Below are 24258 nucleotides of genomic sequence, written 5' to 3' on the forward strand. Positions count from 1 at the left end.
AATTAAATTTTTATATTTTTATTTTAAAATTTTTCAAAATAAACAGTTGAAGTTCATTTATTCAAAATCCGTTACTAGTGTACCTTATTTATTCGTTACAAATAAAATACAACTGCAATATATTTTTAATAAATAGTACTATTTTTGTCTATTTGAGTGTTTTTTCGAGCAATAACTCTATATCGGGGTATATATTACGTGGGCTTTATGACAAACATGTGAAATTGGGGTGTGAAAAACAAAAAACCCATTACAATTTTGCAATGGGTTTTGTTAACAAATAACTTAATGTGTTATTACTTACCTATTAAGACTTAAAACTTGTAGCTAATACCAACTTTAGCCTGCCAAGCTGATGACGATGAACTGATTTGCGAGTAATTACGCACATCCGCACCGCCAAAACTGTTGTCTATTTTATATCTACCTTGATCATCAAGACCACCAAAGTCATAAATAGTTTGGTTAGAGTAACCTAAGCGTTTTTCTACACCCCAGTCGCTGTTTAGAAGGTTTGCGAAATTATCAATCATTAGATAAACCTCACCAGTGTGACCTTCAGCAAAGCCAGGTATTTCTTGCTTAATGCTAACATCCATTGTAGTAACCCAAGGTTGAGTTGCTGTATTTTTACCTAAAATCCCACCACGTTGAGATATACCAGCACGCTCTAATAACGGTTCTAACTCAGCCCAAGTCATTTTAGAATCAGCCCAATTTACATTCGGATCATCAGCACCTGTAGGGATATAAGGTAAGTAAGCACCATTAGTGAATAAAGAGCTAGTATCACCTAAGTCTTCATCTTTATACATATTCATTGTGTAACTAAATGGGCGACCTGAACGACGTTCAAAATAAACATTGAACTTGGTTGCATATCCTTCAAAAAATTCAGTGTTATACGCTAAGTTAATTTTAAAGCTGTGCTCAACTTCGTAAAAGCCACGTGCTGCAATATCTTCATTACGATTTACTGTAATATTGTGCTTATAGTTACCTTCTGCCTGAGAAGCTGAACCTGCTGACGATTCTGTAACATCTTGGTGAGCATAGCTTGCCGATACAAACAGGCCATTGTCCCATTGTTTAGCAATACCCGTTGAAATAATAATTGAACGACCATCATCCGATGAATTAGTCATTTCTATGTCAACATTATCGCCACTGTAAATACTTTGATTGATAACACGTTCGCCGTCCGCAGCTAAGCCTACTGGGTTAATAGACGAATTATGCCATACCGCTTCATTTTCTTTTTTATGGTAAGCAATTTCAGCTTGCCATTTAAAGCCATCACCTAATAGTTCAGAATCAAACTCATATTCAAAACCTATTTGAGTACGAATGCTTGAAGGCAATTTAAAGTCAGGGTCGATATACGCAACGCTACCAGCACCTTGCTCTAATGTATTTTTTATTTCATCAGGAACCTGAGTAATATCAGCTGTGTTATTTGCATAGTAATCATTAATTACATCGTTTTGTGCTGATACTAAAGTAATGCCATCACTTTGGAATGAATTGTTATACCAAACATTTGGAATGCCGCCTTGGAAACGACCAATACCACCATTAATAGTAAGCGCTTCTGTTACGTAGTACTTAAAGCCAACACGAGGAAGTATAATGTCTAGGCCATCAAGATTTTCTTGGTTAGTAAAGCCATACGTATTAGCAAAATTTTCATTTAGAGTTGGTTTATCATCAGATGACAAACGCTCATAACGAACACCTGCTGTAACTTCTAAATCATCACCTACATAAAAAGTATCTTCTATGTAAAGCGCTAGCTGGTTACGTCTTACATCATATGCTGTATCAGCTGAATCATTAGTGTAAGCATTTTGATAAGAGAAATCATAAGAACCAATTTCACGGTTTTCAAAATTTTCTAAGCTATCAAATTTCCACGTTCCAAGAGAGTTTTGAGCAAACAAGTTATATAAACGAAGTGACTCGTACTGAGCTCCAAAGTTTATTTCATGCTCATCCATTAAATACGTAGCGTCTAACGTAAAAGTTAGGTTTTGTGTTTCTGAACGGTTTGCATGGCGGTATTGATCTGTACCAAAGTTGTAAGAAGGACCATTTCGACCGTCTTCCTCAACAGTAATGCTTCCTAAGTTAGAGCGAGTTGCGCTATCAGAGGTAACATCTTTATACGACACACCAATTTCTGTTGAAAAGTTTTCAGTCCAATCAGAGTAAAGTTTAGATGAAAAGTTATTAAACTTAGTTACGTATGCATAAGTGCTTGAAACTAAGACTATATTATCACCGCCTGTGCTAGAGTTACGCTCATCTTGGTCGTCTTGCCATTGATAAGTGAAATCTAAACGATGGTCATCACTTGCGTTCCAGCTTAATTTAACAAGCAAGTTTTTGTTTGTATCTTCTGGCGCACCGGCTAATGAATCAGTTAAGCCGTATTCATTATTTAAGATAGAAATGAAACGATTATAGTTAGCTTCAGAAGTATTAAATTCATTTGAAGCACCAGAACCGTCAAAGCCGTAATCTAGATCTAATTCACTTGACCATTCTGCGTAGTTAACAAAGTAAAACAGTTCATCTTCAATAATCGCTCCACCGACATTAAAACCAAATCTTTCTTCAGTTTTAATCGGCTCTACTTTATTTGTAGAGTAAGTTTTATGACCTAGCTCATCAAGATCGTCTTCTTGTACAATATTATCAACATCGCCAGCTATCTCAGGAGTAGATATTTCATAAAAGCCAGAGAACTTAAACTCATTTGTACCAGATTTTGTTACTGCGTTAATAGTACCGCCACCAAAGTTACCTTTAGAAGCTGAGAAAGGAGATACATCAACAGAAACTTGTTCAATAGCATCAAGTGCTACAGGAGGCTGAGAAGTAGGGTAGCCACCAAAGTTCAAGCCAAAGTCATCATTTTGACCAATACCGTCAACTGTTAAACCGTTGGTACGAGGGTTACTACCTGCAAACGTTAGCTCACCATTACCATTAATACTGGCAAGTGGGTTTAAGCGCGCAATATCTTTAATGTCGCGATTAAAGCTTGGCATATTTTCAATAGTGTCAGAGCCAAATGTACTGCTAGAGCCACCTGATTGTTGAACAATCTTATAACCAGACACTTCAATCTTTTCGATGTTTAGCGGAGCAAGCTGCGAGCTTAAACGGTAAGTTTCACCAAGGTTCAAGTAGATATTTTCAACAGTGGTATCGTTAAACGTATCAGAATCAATGATAACCATGTAAGGACCACCTACACGTAAACCATTAGCGATAAACGTACCACTTTCGTTTGTAGTTAGTTCGCTAATAGTTCCCGTTGGTTGGTGAATTACTTTGATTTTAACGTTTGCAGCACTGCCACCTGAAGGCGTTGTAATTTTACCACGCATTGCAGATGAAGTATCAGCAGCCATTGCGCTTGTAGAAACACCTAGAGCTAAAATTACCGCTCCAGTTAATTTCGAAAGGCGAAGCTTAGTCATAATGTTGATTTCCCGTGTGTAGGTTATATAAATTTAATACAGTTTATTTGTCAGTCGTCATTTTCAGTGCCGTTTCTAACTCTTTTGCAGAAGGGTCAAATAAGGCATTTAGTAATCCAGCTAATCGAATACCCGCTTGTTGTAAGCGTGTCTTTATAATTGGAGTATTGTTATATATGTAGCTATAACCAATTTCGTTGTTGGTATATTTATAAATTTTTGTGGCTAAATTATGAGATTCTTCAACCCATGTCATAGGTGAGCTTTGTAAATACTCAGCAATTAACTCGCTGTTATTTGTATCAATAAATTGTGCGTACTCAGCAAACGATAAATTCTCGTTCTCAACTAACTTTGTATCCCAAAGGCTGTGAAGATTTGTTTCTTCGTTAAAAAATGAAACCTTAATACGGTTACCACCTCTATCTTCACTTCGACCAGCATGAAATGGTTGGTGACTGTCGCCCACCAAATGTACTAAAAAACGTAAACTGAACTGTTTAGCATCTAAGGTGCTATTTTTATCAGTGAGCGTTTGCATTGAATAGTGAATGCCTTCTAGGATATTACTTACAGATTCTTTGTTTTTAGTGTGATCGTGATTGAAGCTGAAAGATTTTCCTGGTGCTGCATTAATATAATGCCAACGAGATGATTGCTTTTGCCAAAACTCGCCAGGGGCAGAGCGCATTTCATCAGGCCACGTTGATATTTGTGCAAGTGATTCACCATCAAGGTAGGGTTGTATTGCCGCTTTAGTTGTTTCGCTTATATGAGATTCTGCAATCTTACCTACAATGCGGTGGCCATTTTGACCCCAAGCATGTGAGTCAGTGCTTGTAAATATTGCACTAATCAAAAGCGCAGAAGATATCGAGTACTTTATATTGCTATGCATTAGAACTTCCTTAATGAATATTTCATGGCGTTGCTACAGGCTAATGCGGTCAATTGTCCTTACTTTTGGTGTTGATAGGAAGGACTCATTAAAATTCATAGTTTCTTATTCACATTACTTTTAAATCAATAGTTTATATTTAACAGGTAAAATTACTTGTTGTAATAAGTAAGCGAAATTGTTCAAATGCACTATATAGTCTATTTTTGAGTGGCATTGCTTTGAATTTTAAAAATATCGTGTTGCACAAAATGTTAATTGTTACATTTTTGTTTCTATTGTTGGTCGTTACGTGGGTTTGCGGTCAAGTTAGTGTATACAATGATGAATTACACTTTCCAGTTATGATCGAAACCTCAACAGAGTGTCAAACAACTGCAACAAGTAACAAAGGCCAATTAATTGTTTTTACGCAATCAAAAAAAATAGCTAAGTTATTAACACAAAAGTTATGCTCTGATAACGTGGTGGCTAAGCAATATGGCTCTGTAAAAGGGTATTGGGGGTATAGAACGGCAGACAGCTTTGAGTTTGTGGGTAAAGGAATTGCTGACTTAATTTTGGCTAAAAACAATATTATGGCAGCCTTTAAAGCAGAGTCGACCTATAACTACCAGCCCGTTGTTGGTTTTTCTGACTACACGGCTTTTTTTATATCTTCTAAAGAAAAACCTCGAGTCACTAAACAATACTTTTTAGATAAGCGCATAGGTTTGCTTGATTATCCGACCAGCCGATCAGGGCATATTTTACCAAAGCAAACGTTTAAAGAGTTGGATATTAATTTAGCCAATTTGAAAATCACTTATGCTAGCTCTCATAACGAATTACGTGATTTACTCGCTAATGGAAAAGTAGATATTATTGCTTCGTTTTGGAAAGAGAGCGACGAAAAACGTTTTTCAAAAAACTATATTACGCCATTGAGTAATAATATTTCTGGAACAAGATGGTATTTAAAAATGCAGCAAAACAACACTGATTTATTATGCGCAGTGCAGGAAAATTTGCTTGATATGTCTAAAGATCAAAGTTTGCATTACTATCAAAACGTCCAGCCATTTTGGCGCTGTGGCGCCAGCTCAGTAGGCTTAAAAGAGGAGGTTGGTGATGAGTAAGTATAAGCAATTACTTGTTATTATAAGTTTGTTTTTTATTTTGTCGTCTGTCTTTTATATTTCTGTAACTCAAAAAAGCCAGCAAGTAGCTAAACAAAAAATTACGCAGATAGAAAGGCAAATAGCACTCGACTTACCCTTACTCGATTTATCGAATGAGCTGCTAAAGCATTCAGGTAATAAAGATGCAGTTAACAGCTACATTAAAACTTTAAACAGCTACATTAATTCGAACGAGCTCAAAGTTGTTGCTATTGCACCAAAAAACGAGATGGTAACACCTGTAAACTCACACCAAATAATACGTAGTTTGAGCACTAATAATGGGTTCGTATTAGTTGTATTTAACGTCCAACAAGCCCACTTTACATTGAGCCATTTTATTTACTATTTTATATTTTTAGTATTAAGTGTATTGATTAGTTTTTGGGTGAAATTTGCGTTTATTAAACAGAGCAATAAGCAGTTTAATAATGCACAGCATCAATCAATTGAAGAGCCTACGCCGCTGATACTTATTGTTGACCTTAACGATAAAACATTATCAAGTAGTTGTAATACAGAACAAAAAATGTGTTTAGCCAATAAGCCATTGTGCTTTTATTTAGCACTTGTAGAGTATTGTACAAATAACGATGATGTAGCGCTTAGTCATAATAAAGATGTGCCAGAGGAGCTGCTAGAGCTTGCTAACAAGTATTTTTATAGGTTGGTCGAACTCGGCCATACGGTTAGAAAAAGGCCTAACTTTAATAATAGCCTAGAAAAAACCCTGAGCGAAGTACGTGCTGCATTAGATGAAGTACTCAGTGAGTATCCTGAAGAAAAAGAGTTATATTATCCACCTAAAGCATACGGGGAGGGTTCTCGCTCTCGTCTGCATAGTTATGGGCTGGCAAATATTAAAAAGGGCAGTATTGAAATAATAGGAAAGTAACAAGGTTACTTTCCTATTATTAGAGGCTATTTAGGAGTAAATTCAGCCGTTTTAAGAGGGCTGTTTTTTGATATAAAATCTTGAAGTGCTTGGGCATCTGTTTCGTCTGTACTAACAAAGCCTTTTTTATTTGTAAGCGCAGGATAGCCATCACCGCCTGATGCGTTATAGCTATTTAAGCTCATACGGTAAGTTTTATTTTTGTTCAAAGGTTGGCCGTTAATAACAACATTAACTAACTGATTATTTTTACGCTCAAACGATAGTTTATGGTATTGCAAGTAAGCGCCAGCATCCGGTGGGAAGCTCGTTACTGTATTTAAATAGTCCCATAAATCACTGCCTTGCCAATCCATGTAAGTAATACGATTTTTAAAAGGATGTACTTTTAAAATATCTTTATAGCTCACTTCACCAGCCTCTATTGAGCTGCGAATACCACCACCACTTATTAGTCCAAAGTCTGCACCCACTACATCCATTTGAGCTTGAATAATTACGCGTGCAAGATTTGTTTGTTGGTAGCGAACTTTGTTTCTGTCACCTTCTAAGCGAGCATCTACTTCACCAATGGTACCTTCAATTTGTTTAGCGCCTTTAGCTTGGTATACCGCTAAATAAGATTCAAGTTTTGAGTCTGGTTTAATGTACTCGTTTGCTAATACTTCTTTAGTTGAGCCATCAGCTTGTACTTTATCTACATACAAATTAACTGGCATCAGTTTGTAGTCTAGTAACGTTAATTTTCCGTTTTCAAGCTTAAACTCAGCTTTACCAACATATTTACCCCATTCATGGGCTTGCATAATGTAAGTACCGTTTTGTTGGTCTGGTTTACAGGCAAGACCTGGTTTAAAGCTATCGTCATTTACATTTGTATCGCTCATGCATACAGGTTCTTGAGAGTGGCCACCAATGATCATATCTAGCGTGTTTGCAGGAAGTGAGCGAGCAAGTGTTATATCACCGGGTGCGTTAATACCAAAGCTAGCATCAACATAATGACCCATATGAGTCAGGGCGATTGTAATGTCAGGGTTGTACTTAGCTTTTATTTCTTTCGCTAGTTTTGCTGTAACGTCAACAGGGTCTTTAAACTCTAAGTGCCCAATATACTGAGGATTACCAATTTTAGCTGTGTCGGTTGTTGTTAAACCAATAACAGCAATAGTTAATCCATTCTTTTTGAATATTTTATAGCTATCAAACGCGTGTTCGCCTGACTCTTTTTCAAATATATTGGCTGATAGAAAAGGAAAGTTCACCCATTTTTGCTGTTGCTTCAATACATCAATAGGGTTGTCGAATTCGTGATTACCCAATGCCATTGCATCGTAACCAATCAGCGACATACCTTTAAAGTCAGGCTCTGCTTTTTGTAAGTCTGACTCAGGAATACCTGTATTTATATCACCACCAGAGAGTAGTAATACTGCATGACCTTGCTTTTGAGCTTTATTGCGTAAAGAGTCAATTAACGTTTTGCGAGCGGCCATACCGTATTCGCCTTTTTCGTTTTGCCAAAAACGCCCGTGGTTATCATTAGTATGAAGAACAGTTAAATATTTAGTCGGGGTAGCGCTAAACACGGATTCAGGAGCAGGAGATGTGCATCCGAGTACACTAAAAATAACCGAAAATAAAATAATTATACGCATAAAATACCTATGGATTAAGGTCTACTTAATTTATCAGGCAGCTAGTTTAAACTAGTTCCATGCTAAAAAAACGTACTTATTTACATTTTATTTGGAAGGGGCTGTTAATTGGTTTGTGGCAGCACGTTCACGACGCTTCAACTCCGTATTCGCATACTCTCGCTTGTGGTGATTAGTACCTATCATCCAGGTTAAAAAGCTTGCTGGCAGTTTTGTATAGGGTTCGCCTTTGTGTAAACCAAAGTCGCAAATTGCATGTTTAGTGTGTGACATTATAAGATCCTGTTGTTTTGTGTTTTTTAAAGGTAACAAAAAGTAGCCATACTCTTAAGATGATTTAATTTTAAATAATTAGATTTATATAGCTAAAAAGAATATAAGTAATGGTATATGTAATTAATTTGTTATCAACACGGTCTAATTTGTATCAACTCGCACTTTAGAATCGATTTTAATCGCCTATGGCATTAATGTGTTAACGCATTAACAATTATCTAAAAATATAACAACAGGAATACAACATGAAAAAACTTTTACTTGGCTCAGTACTCGCCGCAGCAAGCTTTACAAGTGCTGCCACTATTGTCGAAATGAACACGAGCCAAGGTGTCATAGAAATTAACTTGTTTGATCAACAAACACCTAAAACAGTTGCAAATTTTTTAAGCTACGTTCAAGACGATTCATATAACGAAACAGTAATTCACCGCTCTGTTAGTAACTTTGTTATTCAAGGGGGGGGATTTACATTTTCTGACTCGCTAGATGCGATTACCACAAAACCTGCTGTAGAAAATGAACCCGTTTTTTCTAATGTTAAGGGCACCATTGCGATGGCTAAACTATCGGGTGATGCTAATAGCGCAACAAGCCAGTGGTTTTTTAATATTACAGACAACAGTGCAGCACTTGATACGCAAAACAGTGGCTTTACTGTGTTTGGACAAATTACTGCAGCAAGCCAATCAACGTTAGATAAAATTGCAGCATTAGTACACTGTGGTGAAACACCCGTTGTTGGTATTACTGCTGAACAATGTGCAAGCACTGATGTAACAATTAGCAGTGCTAATTTAGTGACTATTCAAAACGTGGCGGTAATGGATGATGATCCTAATTCAGCCGCAGGTCTTACTGTTACTGAAAATACGCTAATTGATTCTGACACATCAACAGATTCAGGTAGCAGTTCTGGCGGCGGATTAATTTGGCTTTTAGGTGCTTTTTTACTTGCGGTTCCTCGTTTAAAACGTGCTAAATAATTAAAATTAACGGTAATGTGGATGGCGTAAACCAGCCGCCCACATTATTATTAAACTTTGCTGTTTAAAGTAATACTCGCCAAACCATCGCAAGCCAAATTGAAAACACACAAGCACAACCTAGTAAAAACACTTTAAAACGTGCTCGTACGTTATTTTCACCTAAATGAATAACACTATGCACAATACGTGTTGCTACAAATAAACAGGCCAGTATAGCCACAAGTGTACTGGCGCTATTTAGCTGTAGTGCAAGTAAACACCCCGCGTAAAAAAGCACAGGTATTTCAAACTGATTTGAAAAGTTTCTATCTGCAACCCTAATAGTGTCGCCAGCCTTATCTAATTGCATTGTTTTAAAATCGCTTAAATCTAATTGTTTGTTTTTAGCTGCTGCAAAGCGCCTTTTACCCATAATGAGCATGACAACCAGTGAAAGCGTAACTTGTGCAAACATGGCAAGTATGATGATTTTTTCCATTGTTTTTCCTTATTATTATTTAGAGTTTGTGTATCTTTTGATATTGAATGATTTTTAATCTCGAAAGTTGGCAGACTCGCAACTAATAGCCGATTATGAAGACATTTTTCACAATGTGTTACACAAAATAGCGTTATTTTGTAGAAAGTTATTAATTGAAAATGTTAGTTTAGCTTAACTATATTGCTTTGAATTGGCGCATGCTATTTTGCGCAATACTTTTTAATGGAAAACAAAAATGAAAAAGATTATTGGTTTTAGTGCTATCGCACTTGCAGTTTTAAGTGGTTGTTCAAATACAGCTTCGGTTTCTGTGGCGCCTCCGGCCTCTTTATTATCAGACACGTTAGTTGTAAGTCCTAACGATAACCGCGAATATAAAACACTTAAATTAGCAAACGATATTGAAGTTATTTTAGTGTCTGATCCTGGTGCTGAAAAGTCAGCAGCGGCACTAAGTGTAGGTGTAGGTTTACTACACGACCCGATGTCGCAACAGGGTATGGCGCATTATTTAGAACACATGCTGTTTTTAGGCACTGATCGTTACCCAGATACAAAAGGGTATTCTGATTTTATGACCAAAAATGGTGGCGCGCACAATGCGTATACTTGGCTCGATATTACTAATTACATGTTTAAAATTAATAACGACGCGTTTGATGAAGGGCTAGACCGTTTTGCCGACTTTTTTAAGGCACCTAAGTTATACCCTGAATACACAGACAAAGAAAAAAATGCAGTAAACGCAGAGTGGTCAATGCGTCGCGAAATGGACTTTTTTGGTCAATTTAAACTAGCGCGTAAAATGATGGGCGATCACCCAGCTAATCGCTTTTTAATTGGTAACCTAGAAACACTTGGTGACAAAGAAAATAGTTCTCTTCACAAAGAAACGGTTGATTTTTATAATAAATATTATTCTTCAAATGTCATGAAAGTAGCGCTTATTTCTAATTTACCTATTGCGGAAATGGAGCAAAAAGCACAAAAATACTTTGCTGATATAAAAAATAAAAACATAGAAAAACCAACAGTAACTGCAAAGCTTGATTTTGATAACGCTGGCGGTAAACGCGTGTTTTATGCACCAAATGAAGATGTAAAACAGCTACAACTTGATTTCACCATTGCTAATAATAATAGCGAGTTCGCGCTTAAACCAAACCGATTTGTAGCGTATTTACTAAGTAATGAAATGCCGGGCAGCCCAGCGCAACTGCTTCGTGACAAAGGGTGGGTATCTCAGTTGTCAGCTTCAGCTGCACCAAATCAATATGGTAATTACGGGTCATTAAACGTAAACGCAGAGCTTACAGATGAAGGCATGAAAAATCGTGACGAAATAGTTGCGACTATTATGCAGTACATCGATTTAATTAAAAAAGAGGGCGTTGATAGCAAGTACTTCAACGAAATTCGTACATCACTAAATAACCAGTTTAAGTTTTTAGAAAAAGGTGATGAGTTTAATTATGTAAGTTCACTTACGCAAAGCATGCAAGACTATCCGTTAAATCACGCTATTAATGCACCTTACTATTATGCAAAATTTGACGCTGATGCTGTAAATAAAGTACTTGAGCAGTTAAATGCCGATACTCTTCGTATTTGGTATGTATCGCAACAAGAAGAGACTGACTCGCAACTACACTTTTACGACGGCAAATACCGCATTAGTGATATTAGCGATGATGAAATTGCCAGCTGGAAAAAACCAAGCGAATTTAAGTTAGCACTACCAACTGTAAACAATTTATTGCCTGAAAATTTTGCAATAAAAACTCAAGCATTTAAAGAGCAAAAACACCCTGAGCTTGCTTACGATAAAAATGGTGTAAAAGTATGGCGCCAAGCAAGTCAAAAATTTGCAGAGCAGCCAAAAGGGCTTGTTGAAGTTTATATAAATACTCAACCCGGTTTGAACGATATTAAGGCAGAAGTACTTTATTCTGTTTGGGCTGATTTATACAATATTCAACAAAGTCAGTTAAGTACCGAAGCAGCAATCGCTGGTATGAGTGTAAGCCTTGCGCCGAGTAATGGTCTTGTTTTATCTATGAGTGGTTTTACAGATAAACAAGATGTATTGCTTAAACAAGCTTTAACCGGATTAAAAGCCGATGAAACAGCACAAGCATTTAGCCAAGCAGTTGATCGCTTTAAACGTAATTTACTAAACCAACAAAAACAGTTTCCGTATGCACAAGCATTTGGCGAGTATTCAAAACTAACGCGTACAGGTGGTTTTGATACAGACGCGCTTATTAAAGCCGCTGACTCAGTGAGTGTTGCCGACTTAGCACAATTAAAAACAGCTACGTTTGCACAAAACGATTTACGCGTATTTAGTTACGGTAACTACAATCAGCAAGATATAGACGCGATTGCAGACGAATTAAGTGCAACATTACCAAGCAACCATAAACGCAGTGAATTTGCGCGAAGCAAAGCATGGTTGCCACAACCGGGCGAAACGCTGGTACTGCAAAAAGATATAGATGTAGCTGATGTAGCGGTGGTTGATATGACCGTTCACCCTGTTGCGGGTTACAAACAAAAAGCAGAAGCGGCTGTATTACAAAGCCACTTTAGAACAGTTGCGTTTGATAAAATGCGTACTGAGGAGCAGCTTGCATACGCAGTAGGTGCATTAGCTCGCCCAATCGAGGATTACTCAGCAATTGGTTTGTATATTCAAACACCGGTTAAAGGTCCTAAAGAAATACAAGCTCGTTTTGATAAGTTTAAAAAAGAATACGCAGTTGAACTTGATAACATGAGCGAAGAGACTTTTGAGCAGCTTAAAAATTCAACCCTAGTATCGCTTAAAGAGCAGCCTAAAAACTTAAGTGACGAAATGAGCCCACTTATAAACGATTGGTACCGTGAAAATTTTACCTTTGATTCTAAGCAAAAGCTGATTGATGAAGTTGAAAAAGTAACGCTTGCAGATATAAAAGACTACTACAAGCAAACAATGCTTAATCCTAATGCGGCACGTTTAAATGTGCAATTACGTGGTACTAAGTTTATAGAAAGTGACTTTGCCGATTTACCAAATCAAACTAAAATCACAACGCTTGATGCCTATTACAATGGTATTAAACTACAAAAATAAGCTTTATTTATACAGCTAAAAATAAACCCCAATGTATTGCTACATTGGGGTTTTTATTTAAGTAAATTTAAGCCATTATTAAAAAGCCTATAACAGCTAATGCCGCAGCAATTAGCGTGTAAGGCAATTGTGTAACGGCATGGCTCATTAAATTACAACCAGAGCCTTGCGCTGCGAGTACGGTTGAATCTGAGTAAAAACACGCTTGGCTACCAAAAGAAGAAGCCGATAATAGCGCACCAATGACCAGTGGTATGTTTGCATCAACCGCATTTGCCAGTGGCATAACAATCGGAATTGATACAGCAAAAATACCCCAGCTCGACCCTGTTGCAAACGCTAAAATAGCCATTGAAATAAATACCACGGCTGGTAAATATGCAGCAGTCATATAAGGGCTTAAGCTGCCAATAACAAACTGAGGTAAACCAATTAAGTCGCATACATCTTTAAATATAAACGCCGCTATAACAGTACCAATCGCGGGGATCATACTTTTAAAGCCATCAAGCATGCGCTCAATCATTTCACTTACGCTCATTAATTTTTGTAGTGCATAAAATGGGAGAGTGACCGCCATTGTTGCTAATAAGCCTTTATATACGTCAATTTCAAAGTAAACAGTAAATGCAACCAGTAAAATAATCGGCACCAAAAAGTTACGTAATTTACCTTTAGGATCAGCGTCTTCAAAGTTTTCTTCAGCTGCTTTTACTGCGTATTCATCTGCCGTTTGAACGTTATTGTATTGAGCTGGATCGACTTGAGCTTGCTCAATTTGCGCCATTTGTTCTGCTTTTTTCATTGGACCAATCGCAGGAATAACACCCAACACAACAAGTAAAACAACAAGCACTGCAAACCACGCGTAAAACATGTACGGAATAGCTTGAATATAAACAGCAATACCTTTGCCTTCTTCAGCAATACCGTTATCTACCAATAAGCCACTAAAAAATACCGCCCAGGTAGATAAAGGGACAAGCACACAAATTGGTGCCGCAGTTGAGTCAACAACGTAAGCAAGCATTTCGCGGCTAACTTTAAATTTATCGGTAATGCGTTTCATGGTTTCACCCACGGTAAGCGCATTTAAGTAGTCATCAATAAAAATAACCACACCTAAACAAAAGGTCATGAACAACGATGAACGCTTACCTTTGGTGTACTTAAGAGCTAACTTGCCAAAAGCCGATGCGCCACCTGTACGCACTAATAGTGCGATAAGTGCGCCAAAACCACCACATACAAGTATTAGCCAGCCGATGGTTTCGTCTGTCATCACTTTTAGCGATGTACTCGCAAAGTTAGTAAGTACCTGTGCAGGGTCGGCTATAACTAAACCAACTAAAGCACCAATAAGTAAAGATAAAATAGGGCGGCGTAATACAACAGCCAATACAACCACCACTAACGGTGGTAGTAAACTCAACGCAGAAGGTTCAAGCATTTAAGTATTCACAAAATTAAAAGCATGCATCAAAATTAAATTAATTTTCAAGCTGCTTATACAAAAACAAAGAAGATGATAAGTTTGTTGTTAAATCATTTTCCAAGTCACTGCTTTTGTACGCGTGGGAGGAACACATAAACAGTTATGTTAAATTGCAGTTTAAGTGAAACGCGTTGGCTTTGGCGCCAGACGGTGCAAGGAGTGCAAACCGCTATTGTTGTGCCTGTAAAAACATCGGCGCAAAAATAATCTGCTTTTTAATTTCAGTCAACAAAAAAATACATAAATTGATTAAGTTTATTAGAGGCGGCTTTAATAGTGTGATTCATATGGCTCACTTTTTTGTGGCGCGGAGTGTTGAGCAGGATAAAAATTATTAAAGAAGGAGTTTTAAGCGAAAGGTACGGCGGTAATTAATGATAAAACCGCCGTAATTATACTTTCACTTAATGATTAAAGTCTTGCTTGTTCTATTTGTTCTGCAACATTTAGGTTTATATTTAGCCATGTTGCTTCAAGCGTTGAAACTAAACCGTCGTATCCATCATCATCGATAGGCACTAGGTTTGAAAAATTATGAATACTTATAAGACGTCGGCCTGTTTCAGGGTGTGTGTAATATAAACGCCAAAGCCCTGAAATATCAGCGTTACCTTCCATATCGCCATTAAAGTGGTGAATTTCGTATTCAAGCTCATAAAACGTTTGCTGATCGAGTTCAGTAATGACCGGTAAGCCCTTTATTACCATCCAATTTGGCATAGCATTAAAAAGAGTTTGCTGGGCTGTTGCAGTGAGCATTACATCCGGCGATTCGCCCCACAGGTTGTAATTTGCGGCATGAATTTGGTTGCTATCTATTTTCATAGCAATACCTAAATTATTTAAAGCACCTCTAAGTACAACTGTTTGTATTCTTAATTGTGCGTCTGTGTCTGTCACATTTCGAGACGAGGCACCAATAGGCTGCTCAAACTGATAATATTGTGTTGCAGTTTGTATTGATGAACTACAACCTGCCAATAGTAATAATAAACTTGCAGTTAAAAATAACGATTTCATTATTGCTTCCTTGGTTTTGGATCTGCTGGTAATGATTTATCAAAAATTAGCATATTAGGTTGCTCGTTTAATCCGCGAGTTAGAGGTTGTAGGCCCTCGCTTAAACGTTTAAACTCTTTTAATGTTTGCTGTATTTGATGATGAAGTTCAGAACCTGCTTGGTAACTGGCCATGGTTTTATCAAATTGGCGCATAGTTACTTCAAACTGCTCCATACTTTTTGTCATCTTTTCGAAATTACGATTAAAGTCGCCTGGTAAGTTTTGTGTATCTTTTTGGCTTAGCAGCTCTCGCATTTCATTAGCAAGCGCTCGGTAATCGGTAAATGTGGCTTGCATTTGTTCTAAGCTATCTTCAACTTTTAAGTTATTTACTTTATTAAGTACGTCAGATACTTGGTCTGCTAATACGGTTATGCCGCTAGAAATACTCGGAAAAACATCATACTGCACAAGTTTACCTAGGTGCGCTTGCGGTGCATCTGGGTATATATCAAAATCAACGTATACTGCACCCGTTAATAAATTACCAGGCTTTAACGAGGCGCGCATACCACTTTCAATCCAGCCTTTTAAACTACCTTGCCAATACTCTTTAGCTGAGGCACTGTCGTGATACAAGCGTCCGTATTCTACTTTTATAAGTACTGGAACCGCCGTATTATGGTTTCTAAAGTGGGCAGGTTTACCGTCAATAATTACATTGGCAGGGGTTTCAACAACAGTACCTACACGCATACCTCTATATTCGACAGGAGCACCTGTGCGTAGTCCTCGAACTGATTGTTCAAATTCAATGAGGTAGTAATCAAAATCGTAAAAGCGCTCTTCTAGCGCTTCTTTATAGCTTTGGCTTAATGAAAAGCTATGCCCATCTTGTGCTATTTCACCCGGGGCCTGTTGCTCAGGTAAGCCAACCGAAATGCCGCCTTTTAAAAGTTTACTTAAAGAGCCCGTATTAATATTGATGCCATCGGCAGATAGGTCAATTTCAATCCCTGCGTTCACCCAAAAAATAGAGTTCATGGTTATGAGATTTTGATAAGGTTCTTTAATAAATACGCCGTACTTCATTGCCTGGTTTTCCCAATCAAAAGTGGCGGTTTCTATTTGACCTATTTTGTAATTTTTGAAAAATATACCGGTACTCACATCAAGCACTTCAGCGTTGTAACTCATTAATTTAAAACGGCCACCTTTCACATCTTTACCAATGAGGGCGGGTTCGTCTTGTAATTTAAAACGCTCTTTTAGCTCTTTACTTTCACCGGGTGAAAACTCTAAATATACACCAGACAATAGCGTACTCATTCCGCTAATACCCGTTTCATCAATGCGTGGTTTTACAACCCAAATTTTGGCATCATCAGTTAATAAGTTATTGTAGTTTTTGTCTATTTGCGCACGGGCAATAACGCTGTCTTGGGTGTCTGATAGTCGAACATGATCAATTTGACCTATTTTTACACTGCGCACTTTTATTTCAGTTTTACCTGCAATAATGCCCTCAGCTTGTGGCATTTCGATAAAAATTGTAGGGCCTTTATTAGCTTGGTATTGGTATAACATCCACATGCCCACTAACAGCGCAATTGCCGGAATGATCCAGATAGCGGAAATTTTCGGTTCTTTTGTTATTTCGGCAGTTTCGGTCATGCTTTGTTCTCTGATTTTTTGTTTTTAGGGGAATCCCACAACAAGCGTGGGTCAAAGGCATGGGCAGCCATCATTTGGCATATTACCATAACTGTAAAAAATACAATGCCTAATCCTGGTGTTACTGACATTAAATTACCCAGTTGAACTAAGGCAACTAAAATAGCAACCACGAATACATCTATCATCGACCATTTTCCAATAAACTCAGTCAGTTGATAAATTCGGGTGTAACTTTTTGTATGTCTATTGGCAGGCCTCGTTACCATAAAGCATAAAAAGCTCAATACAAAAGCTTTAGCAAGTGGCACCACAACGCTGGCTAAAAATATAATAGCGGCAATAGGGTAGGAGCCACTTTTCCAAAGTGTAATTACGCCACCAATTAAAGTTGAAGGGGATTCATCCCCAAGACTAGTGGTATGCATAATAGGCAAAACATTAGCTGGAATATAACAAACAACAGAGGTAATTAGCCAAGCTGCTGCTTTTTGTACGCTGTAAGGGTTTCTGACATGTGTTTTAGTATGGCAACGCTGGCATACATTACCTGTACAAAGTTGATGGCACACATGGCAAGCTTTAATATTTTCATCTATTGCACGTTTAGCATGCTCTGCGCCTTCGAGTACTTTTACAGGCTTTATTTGAGCCCATAAGCGTGGGCGATTTAAGTGAACAAGCGCGGCTATGTATAAAATAACAAACCCCACATAAGCCCAAAAACTCGTGCCAAAGCTAATATCAGCCAGCGACATGATTTTAACCATACTAACAAGTACGCCAATTAAAAATATTTCCGACATAATCCAGGGCTCTAACGCAAGGGTGAACTTTAGTAGTCGCCTTGCTATGCCCTCTGGTAATGTTTTTAAAAGCCCAAGATGCAAAGGAATTAAAATAAGAAGCAAACCCATAGGCAGAGCAATAATGCTCAAATCGATAAATAAGCCAAGCAGTTCACTATCGTAATTAAATAAAATCCGAGCCGCGTCGGGCAGAGTAATAGTTTGAGTAATACCACTACTGCTAAAAGAAATAAAAGGGTAAAACATACTGCTCAGCAGCATTAATAGTGCGCTAAAGCTTAGTGCAACTATACGACTATCGTGATTAACATCGGCTTCGCAAAGTTTATGGTGGCAATGTGGGCATATCGCCATTTGTTTTGCGATTATGCGAGGTATATCTATGATCAGATCGCAGCAGGGGCATACAGTTTGCAATTTAATACCAAGCAAGAAGAATATTTCTTCAATTTTGCTATATTTAATACATTAATACAACGCGTTCTGCTATCAAGCTGTTCGTTATATAAAGGAAGCATGTGAAATATTATTTTTACTACATATTAATGTGGCTCTTTATTTGCTCGCAAAATGCTGTGGCTATTAATAAAGAGCGAGAGGTAATCATCGCTGCGAGCGCATCAATTCACCCCTATGTTTTTGTAAAAACGGACTCGGGTATACACCTAAATTTAATAAAAGCCGCGTTAAATGCCAATGGATTTGCTAATATTAATGTGCAATATATGTCGAATAAACGCGCTGAGCATCAATTACATAATAAAGGAGTAGATATACTTTTAAATTATGCTGGAGGAATTAGTGCGGGTATTTATCCAAGTAAAACGGTACTTAGTTATGAAAATGTGGCCATTACACTCAAGCGAAATAAATATAACATCGATAAAATAGAAGGCATGTTTAATAAAAACGTTCTTGCTTTTCAAAATGCAACGGCATATCTGCCTCCTATATTTAAAAGGAATGTTAAACACTTTAGCTCATATCAAGAGGTTATTAATCAAAAAGCGCAGGTAGATAAGCTGTTAAAAGGTTGGGTTGATGTAATTGTGTTAGATAAGCGTATTTTTTACTATTACTACAATCAACATAAATCCCCCGAAGCTGTGCAAATTTACACTTTATTTCCAAAAGCAGATCGACCTGCTTATTTTAACAACTTCTCTTTAGCTACTGAGTTTGATATTGGTTTGGCGCTCATCAAGCAAAATGGTACTTATAAAAGGATTGTTGATGAAGGCCAAACCCAAACCCATTCATCAATCAAATAAAGCCACTGTTTGACGTGTAAGCGCTATTAGCTCACCCGACTGCGACCATATACAGCCATCCTCTAAACCGTAACCATCTTTTGAATGATGAGTAATTGCTTCAAAGCCAAGCCATTCTCCAGGTGTTAAGTTTGGCTCTTGCACAAATTCTAAATACCACGACATGCTACTTGCAGGAGCGGGTTGTTTAAACATTTGTAAAAGTGTTGGCGGCCATGCATCGGTAAGTGCAATCACATGGGCTTCAGTTATTTGTTCGGGCGTATGTTTAAAGCGCATCCAGCCACCTAAATGAGAAGTTTCTGCACTACTAAATGGCATAGCACCTTGTTGGGGGCATAAATCAACATGTTGGAAAAATTCAGGCATCTGACCTTTTATAAAAGGTAACGTGTGGCGCTCATCTACTGGCTTTAAACCCAAAGACTTCGAAACAGGCACATTAATACCCGACTCTCTACTTTTAGCAAAACACGCTTGTACAATTACGCACACTTGTTCATTTTGAATCGCTTTGGCGAGTACCTGTGTACTGCTTTTACCTTGGCGCAGTATTTCAACAGACAATGAAAAAGAGGTATCGGCAAGTAATGGCCCTACAAAATTAGTACTGAGTGAAAGTAAGCGACGATCATCCGTTACCTTGCCTCTGATTGCTTGATATAACAGCGCAGCCGAAAGCCCACCAAAAGCAGTTCTGCCCTGACACCAGTTTTCTGGGAATTGCATTGTGCTAGTTGATTGTTCGGTATTGTCTGAATTTCCAATTTTTGAAGCTTGCTGAAGTAATTGTTCAAAATGCATAGAAGATATCCTTTTATAGTGCGATTTAATAAATTTATAACACAATCAAACTAGTCAGACCAGTAATTAAAAGCGACTCCAGCGGTGTAAAAATCATCATTCCTTACAATTATTAGGGTTATTTTGTAAATAAATCATAAAAAATGAATTTTTTTTCATTTTTACAGTTGAAATAAGTTTGGCGCATCCCTATTTACTATGTCATCGAACGTATTAACGAATATTGAAGTTGGAGAAGTTTCATGGGTAAAATTATTGGAATCGATTTAGGTACTACAAACTCTTGTGTTGCAGTACTTGATGGTGGCAAAGCACGTGTTATTGAAAACGCGGAAGGCGATCGCACAACCCCGTCTATTATTGCTTACACGCAAGACGGCGAAACATTAGTAGGTCAATCTGCTAAGCGTCAAGCGGTTACTAACCCGACAAACACATTATTTGCAATTAAGCGTTTAATTGGTCGTCGTTTTGAAGACGAAGAAGTACAACGCGATATCGGCATCATGCCGTTTAAAATTGTTAAAGCTGATAACGGCGATGCATGGGTAGAAGCGGGCGGCGAAAAACGCGCTGCACCACAAATTTCTGCTGAAGTACTGAAAAAAATGAAGAAAACAGCTGAAGACTTCTTAGGTGAAGAAGTAACTGAAGCCGTAATCACAGTACCTGCATACTTTAATGATTCACAACGTCAAGCTACGAAAGATGCTGGTCGTATTGCGGGTCTTGAAGTTAAACGTATTATCAATGAGCCAACTGCTGCGGCACTTGCTTACGGTATGGATAAAAACCGTGGCGAAAACGTAGTTGCAGTATATGACTTAGGTGGCGGTACTTTCGATTTATCAATCATTGAAATTGATGAAGTTGAAGGCGAGCACACTTTTGAAGTACTTGCTACAAACGGCGACACTCACTTAGGTGGTGAAGATTTCGATAACCGCGTAATCAACTACTTAGTAGCTGAATTCAAGAAAGATCAAGGCTTAGACCTTAAAAATGATCCGCTTGCAATGCAACGTGTTAAAGAAGCTGCTGAAAAAGCAAAAATTGAACTTTCATCTGCACAGTCTACAGAAGTAAACCTTCCGTATGTAACCGCTGATGCATCTGGTCCTAAGCACATGAACGTGAAACTAACACGTGCTAAGCTTGAGTCACTAGTTGAAGATTTAGTAACTAAAACAATTGAGCCACTTAAACGTGCACTTGCTGATGCTGATTTATCAGTAAGCGACATCAACGACATTATTCTTGTTGGTGGTCAAACACGTATGCCTTTAGTACAAAAAATCGTTGCAGAGTTCTTCGGTAAAGAACCTCGTAAAGATGTTAACCCTGATGAAGCAGTAGCCGTAGGCGCAGCGATTCAAGGTGGTGTACTTGCTGGTGACGTTAAAGATGTACTATTACTAGACGTTTCTCCATTATCTCTAGGTATTGAGACAATGGGTTCAGTAATGACTGCATTGATTGAGAAAAACACGACGATTCCTACTAAGAAATCGCAAACGTTCTCAACAGCTGAAGATAATCAATCTGCTGTAACAATTCATGTACTTCAAGGCGAGCGTAAACGTTCAAGCGACAATAAATCTCTAGGTCAATTTAACCTAGAAGGTATTCGTCCAGCACAACGTGGTACACCACAAATCGAAGTAACATTTGATGTTGATGCCGATGGTATCTTACATGTATCTGCGAAAGATAAAGATACAGGTAAAGAGCAAAAGATTACGATTCAAGCATCTTCAGGCTTAAGCGATGACGAAATTGAAGCGATGGTTCGTGATGCAGAAGCACATGCTGAAGACGATAAAAAGTTTGAAGAACTTGTAGCTGCTCGTAACCAAGCTGACGCTTTAGTTCACGGTACACGTAAGCAAATTGAAGAAGCTGGCGATGCATTACCAAACGAAGACAAAGAAGCAATTGAAGCTGCTGTTGTAGATTTAGAAGCTGCAATTAAGAGCGACAATAAAGAAGAGATTGAAGCTAAAACTCAAGCTCTTGCTGAAAAGTCTCAAAAACTAATGGAAATTGCTCAAGCGAAAGCACAGCAAGGTTCAGCAGACGCTGGCGAACAACAGTCAACTAAGCAAGACGACGACGTTGTTGATGCAGAGTTCGAAGAAGTGAAAGACGACAAGTAATTGTTGCTACCGCTTCTCGCTAGCCAAAAACACTTAACTCAGTTAGGTGTTTAGGTTAGGATGAACAATTGAGGCGCGCGAGCAATAGCTTGTCGCGCCTTTTGCATGTATTCAAGGTTTAAAAATTCAATGATAAATCGATGCGATTTATCGATTTATCCTGCAGCTTACGCTGTAAACAGAAAAGAGTAGTGTGATAGATATGTCAAAACGCGATTATTACGAAGTCCTCGGCGTAAGCAAAGATGCGAGTGAGCGAGACATAAAAAAAGCGTATAAACGCTTAGCGATGAAATATCATCCAGATCGTACCGCAGGCGATAAAGATCTCGAAATAAAATTTAAAGAAGTTAAAGAAGCGTACGAAATTTTAACCGACGATCAAAAACGTCAAATGTATGACCAACATGGTCACGCAGCCTTTGAACAAGGTGGTGGCGGTGGTCACGGTGGTTTTGGTGGCGGACATGGCGACTTTGGTGATGTATTTGGCGATGTATTTGGCGATATTTTTGGTGGCGGCGGTGGTCGACGTCAATCTCGTCAACAACGTGGATCTGATTTACGTTACAACATGGACTTAAGCTTAGAAGAAGCTGTTCGTGGTAAAGAAGTTGAAATTAAAGTACCTACATGGGTTGGTTGTGAGCCATGTGATGGCAGTGGTGCTAAAGCGGGTTCTAAGCCTAAAACATGTACTACATGTCATGGTGCTGGCCAGGTGCAAATGCGCCAAGGTTTCTTTGCTGTTCAGCAAACGTGTCCAACGTGTCAGGGACAAGGTCAAATTATTTCAGACCCTTGTAACAGTTGTCATGGACAAGGCCGCGTAGAAAAAACTAAAACGCTTTCAGTTAAAATTCCAGCTGGCGTTGATACAGGCGACCGTATTCGCTTAACGGGTGAAGGCGAAGCCGGAATGCATGGCGCGCCGTCGGGCGACTTGTACGTGCAAGTATCGGTTCGTGAACATGAAATATTTGTACGTGAAGCGAATAATTTATATTGTGAAGTACCAATTAGCTTTACTACAGCAGGCCTTGGTGGCGAAATTCAGGTGCCAACACTTGATGGTCGTGCAAAACTTAAAATACCGTCTGAAACTCAAACGGGCAAAATGTTCCGTATGCGTGGCAAAGGTGTTAAGTCTGTACGCAGTGGTGCCCAAGGCGATCTAATTTGTAAAGTGGTAATCGAAACGCCAGTTAATCTTAACGAGCGTCAACGTGAACTACTTCAAGAGTTAGATGAAAGCATGGGCACAGACAGCTCTAAAAACCGTCCTAAAGAGCAAGGCTTTTTTGACGGTGTTAAAAAGTTTTTTGATGATTTAACTAAATAAATTTAAATTATTATGAACAAAAAACGACGCTTTTAGCGTCGTTTTTTTTGCTTTAAACTTAATTTTTGTTACTGTGAATAAAAAAGATGAAACAGCATGACACCAGCAATAGATCTACTTAAAAAGCAAAAAAAAACCTTTGAAGTACTCAGTTATGAGCACGATAAGAATAATAGTCACTACGGGCTTGAAGCCGTTGAAAAGTTAAATTTAGACAGTGCACAAGTATTTAAAACCTTAGTACTTGAAACACATGAAGGGCAACTGATTGTTGCTGTTACGCCTGTATCTCAACAAGTTAATTTAAAACAGTTAGCTAAACTATGTGGTGCTAAAAAAGTAATTATGGCTGCCCCACAAAAAGTACAAGTTAGTACCGGTTATATTTTAGGAGGGGTGAGTCCGCTTGGACAAAAAAAACGTCTAGCTACGTTTATTCATAGCAGTGCTTCTCTCTTTGACACTATTTATGTGAGCGCCGGAAAAAGAGGCTTAGAAATAGCACTCTCGCCAACTGATTTAGCCTTATTGACCAATGCAAAATTTGGCGATTTATAAATTTTATTTTTATAATTATCTTCTATACCAAAAATTAATTTAAGTTAGGCTATTTGCTCAATCCCCAGGGCAAGATCATGAACTTTCCATTTTGAGCCAAGTGTGATCAAATACGCTTCTAATTCATAGGAGTCTCAAATGTTATCTGCCTTTAATGAACATTTTTCACCAATCCCTGATCATCG

General features: G+C 38.1%; 18 protein-coding genes. 8 read left to right on the forward strand and 10 right to left on the reverse strand.

Going from position 1 to position 24258, the window contains the following annotated elements:
* Nucleotides 1-314 precede the first annotated feature (314 nt).
* Both I6F48_RS17350 and I6F48_RS17355 read right to left on the reverse strand, forming a co-directional pair.
* On the reverse strand, nucleotides 315-3488 hold the full coding sequence (locus I6F48_RS17350) for a TonB-dependent receptor (protein ID WP_197119940.1): 3174 nt from the start codon (nucleotides 3486-3488) through the stop codon (nucleotides 315-317).
* 43 nt (nucleotides 3489-3531) lie between these two features.
* A complete protein-coding gene (locus tag I6F48_RS17355) occupies nucleotides 3532-4386 on the reverse strand; it encodes a S1/P1 nuclease (protein ID WP_197119941.1) in 855 nt (284 codons plus the stop codon).
* Nucleotides 4387-4637: 251 nt separating this feature from the next.
* Between I6F48_RS17355 and I6F48_RS17360 the strand changes: the two genes are divergently transcribed.
* Both I6F48_RS17360 and I6F48_RS17365 read left to right on the forward strand, forming a co-directional pair.
* Nucleotides 4638-5504, forward strand: coding sequence for a hypothetical protein (locus I6F48_RS17360; protein ID WP_197119942.1), 867 nt, complete (start codon nucleotides 4638-4640; stop codon nucleotides 5502-5504).
* A complete protein-coding gene (locus I6F48_RS17365) occupies nucleotides 5497-6441 on the forward strand; it encodes a hypothetical protein (protein WP_165741119.1) in 945 nt (314 codons plus the stop codon). Before I6F48_RS17360 ends, I6F48_RS17365 begins: the two co-directional genes overlap by 8 nt.
* Before the next feature lie 26 nt (nucleotides 6442-6467).
* On the opposite strand, the gene ushA is transcribed toward I6F48_RS17365, so the two are convergent.
* Entirely contained in the window at nucleotides 6468-8099 is a 1632-nt protein-coding gene (ushA, locus tag I6F48_RS17370) for a bifunctional UDP-sugar hydrolase/5'-nucleotidase UshA (RefSeq protein ID WP_197119943.1), read from the reverse strand.
* An 87-nt stretch (nucleotides 8100-8186) separates the two neighbouring features.
* Nucleotides 8187-8372 carry a hypothetical protein gene (locus I6F48_RS17375; protein ID WP_101163566.1) on the reverse strand — a complete coding sequence of 62 codons (186 nt, stop codon included), beginning with the start codon at nucleotides 8370-8372 and terminating at the stop codon, nucleotides 8187-8189.
* A gap of 248 nt (nucleotides 8373-8620) precedes the next feature.
* Between I6F48_RS17375 and I6F48_RS17380 the strand changes: the two genes are divergently transcribed.
* Complete coding sequence (locus tag I6F48_RS17380; protein ID WP_024593146.1) at nucleotides 8621-9361, forward strand: peptidylprolyl isomerase; 741 nt, start codon at nucleotides 8621-8623, stop codon at nucleotides 9359-9361.
* Between the two features lie 64 nt (nucleotides 9362-9425).
* Here I6F48_RS17380 and I6F48_RS17385 read toward each other — a convergent pair whose 3' ends face one another.
* Nucleotides 9426-9842, reverse strand: coding sequence for an MAPEG family protein (locus I6F48_RS17385; RefSeq protein WP_024593147.1), 417 nt, complete (start codon nucleotides 9840-9842; stop codon nucleotides 9426-9428).
* A gap of 238 nt (nucleotides 9843-10080) precedes the next feature.
* On the opposite strand from I6F48_RS17385, the gene I6F48_RS17390 reads away from it, so the two are divergent.
* A complete protein-coding gene (locus I6F48_RS17390) occupies nucleotides 10081-12963 on the forward strand; it encodes an insulinase family protein (protein ID WP_165728349.1) in 2883 nt (960 codons plus the stop codon).
* Nucleotides 12964-13030: 67 nt separating this feature from the next.
* On the opposite strand, the gene I6F48_RS17395 is transcribed toward I6F48_RS17390, so the two are convergent.
* The 4 genes from I6F48_RS17395 to I6F48_RS17410 all read right to left on the reverse strand — a co-directional run bounded on the left by I6F48_RS17395 (nucleotide 13031) and on the right by I6F48_RS17410 (nucleotide 18296).
* A complete protein-coding gene (locus I6F48_RS17395; protein WP_007582429.1) occupies nucleotides 13031-14413 on the reverse strand; it encodes a Na+/H+ antiporter NhaC family protein in 1383 nt (460 codons plus the stop codon).
* 456 nt (nucleotides 14414-14869) lie between these two features.
* Nucleotides 14870-15478: a PqiC family protein gene (locus I6F48_RS17400; RefSeq protein ID WP_197119944.1), complete on the reverse strand. Its 609-nt coding sequence runs from the start codon at nucleotides 15476-15478 to the stop codon at nucleotides 14870-14872.
* On the reverse strand, nucleotides 15478-17133 hold the full coding sequence (gene pqiB / locus I6F48_RS17405) for an intermembrane transport protein PqiB (protein WP_007582433.1): 1656 nt from the start codon (nucleotides 17131-17133) through the stop codon (nucleotides 15478-15480). The genes I6F48_RS17400 and pqiB overlap by 1 nt, the downstream gene beginning before the upstream one ends.
* A complete protein-coding gene (locus I6F48_RS17410) occupies nucleotides 17130-18296 on the reverse strand; it encodes a paraquat-inducible protein A (RefSeq protein WP_024593151.1) in 1167 nt (388 codons plus the stop codon). Before I6F48_RS17410 ends, pqiB begins: the two co-directional genes overlap by 4 nt.
* A 164-nt stretch (nucleotides 18297-18460) precedes the next feature.
* Here I6F48_RS17410 and I6F48_RS17415 point away from each other — a divergent pair, with 164 nt between their 5' ends.
* On the forward strand, nucleotides 18461-19213 hold the full coding sequence (locus tag I6F48_RS17415; RefSeq protein ID WP_197119945.1) for a substrate-binding periplasmic protein: 753 nt from the start codon (nucleotides 18461-18463) through the stop codon (nucleotides 19211-19213).
* Here I6F48_RS17415 and I6F48_RS17420 read toward each other — a convergent pair.
* Nucleotides 19202-20017 (reverse strand): thioesterase family protein, encoded by an 816-nt coding sequence (locus I6F48_RS17420; protein ID WP_024593153.1) that lies wholly within the window; start codon nucleotides 20015-20017, stop codon nucleotides 19202-19204. The two genes, I6F48_RS17415 and I6F48_RS17420, sit on opposite strands and share 12 nt — an antisense overlap.
* Nucleotides 20018-20259: 242 nt before the next feature.
* On the opposite strand from I6F48_RS17420, the gene dnaK reads away from it, so the two are divergent.
* From dnaK to ybaK, 3 genes are all read left to right on the forward strand, one after another.
* Nucleotides 20260-22173, forward strand: coding sequence for a molecular chaperone DnaK (gene dnaK / locus I6F48_RS17425; RefSeq protein ID WP_008171317.1), 1914 nt, complete (start codon nucleotides 20260-20262; stop codon nucleotides 22171-22173).
* Nucleotides 22174-22375: 202 nt separating this feature from the next.
* On the forward strand, nucleotides 22376-23515 hold the full coding sequence (gene dnaJ / locus I6F48_RS17430; protein ID WP_010553942.1) for a molecular chaperone DnaJ: 1140 nt from the start codon (nucleotides 22376-22378) through the stop codon (nucleotides 23513-23515).
* A 96-nt stretch (nucleotides 23516-23611) separates the two neighbouring features.
* Nucleotides 23612-24073: a Cys-tRNA(Pro) deacylase gene (gene ybaK / locus I6F48_RS17435; protein ID WP_010553941.1), complete on the forward strand. Its 462-nt coding sequence runs from the start codon at nucleotides 23612-23614 to the stop codon at nucleotides 24071-24073.
* Nucleotides 24074-24258 lie beyond the last annotated feature (185 nt).

Source organism: Pseudoalteromonas sp. SWYJ118, assembly GCF_015864505.1.
Taxonomy (GTDB): domain Bacteria; phylum Pseudomonadota; class Gammaproteobacteria; order Enterobacterales; family Alteromonadaceae; genus Pseudoalteromonas; species Pseudoalteromonas arctica.